Genomic DNA, 2,607 nt, shown 5'->3' with positions numbered 1-2,607 from the left:
CCAAACATAAACTCACTGTTATTTGTCTTAAAAAAACAGCTTTGGCTAAAATCTATATTGGATAAAAACTTTTGAAATTTTTCTCTTCTAATATCAAACTTAACAATGCCCTTAATTGTACTGATCCATAAATTCCCTTTATAATCAGGTATAATGGAATTGATCGATTTATCAGGTATACCATTGCTCTCGAAATAATTTTTAATAAAATACCCAATTTTGCCATTTCGTTCAACCTGAATGGTTATTTTGTTCAGCCCTGATTCCGAACCTGCCCAGATGACATTATTGGGATACTCATTCAGGCATAGGATATTACTTCCAAAAAGCTGCCCTTTACCATTTCCCGTAATGTGGGAAAATTTCTCAGTCCGGGGATTCAGACAATAAAGCCCTCCATTTTCCAGTCCAATCCATATATTTCCGGCATGATCTTCGAATATGGAACGCACAAAATCATTATTTTTAAGATTATTCAATCCTTCCAGATAATGTATTTTATTCACGCTGCCCTCAAGTTCATAAACACCATGGTTTGTTCCAATCCAGATATTTTTTCTTGTATCCCGATAAAGAGCGAAAACTGCACTGCCCTCAATAATTTTCTTAAAACTGCCGTTAGAAAATTCAAGTAATCCGCCTAAGGTTCCCAGCCATATTTTCCCCTCAGGTAAAGCAAGAATTGAACGGGTAGAATTAAAAAACGACTGTTCGGGATTGAATCTGAAACAACGGTTCAACCCATTTCGCATGTTTAATATTGAGAATCCTTTTTGAGCTGTCCCCAGCCATAACTCTTTACCATCAGGCGAACCAATACACCGTACCTGATCTTTAAAATTGGAATTGGTGAAGGTAAAATAATGAAAAGGTAATAGTTTTATATCCAATTTATTAAGTCCCATTTCTGTTCCGCACCATAAAACATCGGTACGATCAACAAAAATTCTATATACGGTATTATTGCTAATACTATTGTTGTTTAAGGCATTATTCCTGTAAAACATCAATTTTGCAGAATTCTTTCCTAAATTTTCTATTTTGGCCAGCCCGTTTCCTGTTCCAAGCCAGACAATCCCATTGCGCGACATGCAAATATCAAATACCTGTATACGGTCCAGATTGGAAGCCTGGTTCGAAAATTTGTTCACATACATAAAACGGCCGTAATCCTTCTTTTTAAAATCAAACGGCAATTTAACCAGACCATCTCCACCTGTTGTGATATATAAATCTCGATGAAATTCCATCATCGACCAAAAAATGTCACCGTAAGGATTAGATTTGACACGTAGAGGATAAAACTTATAATGATGTGTTTTTATGTTGAAGTGAACAATTCCTTTTTCCGTAGCTATCCAGATAAAATCACCGAAGGAGTTAATGATTTTGGAAATCTTAGTATTTAAAGGAAATTGACTGTAACGGTCAAATTTTCTCCCCCGCGGATTAAAACCAGCTAAACCATTGGCAGTGCCTATCCAGAGATAATTATCATGATCAAGTTTCAGCGAATTAATTTCATTACAGAATAAAGAATTGGGATTTAATGGAATCTTTTTATAATTGATGAATTTTTTCTTATCACGGATAAAATAATTAAGGCCTTCACGGGTCGCCATCCAAAGGTTATGAGCAGCATCTTCGCAAAAATCATATACCCAATTTCCGGAAATACTGTTGGTTGATTTCGTTTTGTAAAAATTTTCAAATGAATATCCGTCATATTTCGAAACGCCATTCATCGTTCCTATCCACAGAAAACCTTTTGAATCCTGAAATATTGACCTGATGCGGTTATCCGGAATACCGTTGTTGCTATAAAACCGTTCAAACAACAGATCCGAAGCGATCACATTCTCACCCTTGCTTTCAACATTTCCATTAGCTGAGGCAAATAATGAATTTACTGCCCCGAAATAGAGAAAAAAAAAACGATACGCATCCTTAAAACAAAAATATTCATCTCTGCAGCGATTTTATGAAGAAAAAGAATCATAAAAATTATTCAAAAAACTTGTAATACTTATTAAATATAATCTTTTCAACTATACCATTATAGAAATAGAAAAAGGAAAAATACGAAAAAAATAATAATGGCAATATATATCGCGGCAAAAACAAATAACCGTGATAACTTCCGCTTATTAAAACATTCTATTTTAATAAAATCCAAATCTTTATTTTTCCTTGAATACAACGACTTAAACATTATATGTTTTAACTTAGAATCACTGATGTTCATATTTTATTCAATTCTCATTTAGAACCAGTTAAATTATTTGACCAGGCTGCGATAATGATCCACCCAATACTTCATCCCGTCTACTCCATGATAGGTAGGAGAAATATTATTAAAACTATATGGTTTATATAAGGTAGCACATTGTTTTTCACGCTTGGATAAATCCTCAAACTTCAACCATAAATTATCATACTCCCGGATTGCCTTACGAATGCCAGTTTTATCATATTTTCCACTAATGTCGCCTACTCTTCCCTTCAACAAGATCGTCCATCCCTTTTCAACAATGGAGTGCAAGATCAATCCGTAGTCTGATGAAACCATTATATAATTTTTCGTTTTTTTCCTGTTTCTATTTCTAT

2 protein-coding genes are annotated in these 2,607 nt (G+C 34.1%); both read right to left on the bottom strand.

The window, feature by feature from the left end; translation table 11 throughout:
- Nucleotides 1-1,856: two-component regulator propeller domain-containing protein (locus Q8907_15980; protein MDP4275768.1), on the bottom strand; the 1,856-nt coding region annotated here is incomplete at its 3' end.
- A 422-nt stretch (nucleotides 1,857-2,278) separates the two neighbouring features.
- Nucleotides 2,279-2,607, bottom strand: a 329-nt coding sequence (locus Q8907_15975) for a hypothetical protein (GenBank protein ID MDP4275767.1), incomplete at its 5' end; no start/stop codon positions are given.

The organism is Bacteroidota bacterium, from assembly GCA_030706565.1.
Lineage (GTDB): Bacteria > Bacteroidota > Bacteroidia > Bacteroidales > JAUZOH01 > JAUZOH01.
The sequence above is the reverse complement of the archived record's forward strand: the minus strand, read 5'-3'. Positions and strand labels throughout refer to the sequence as shown.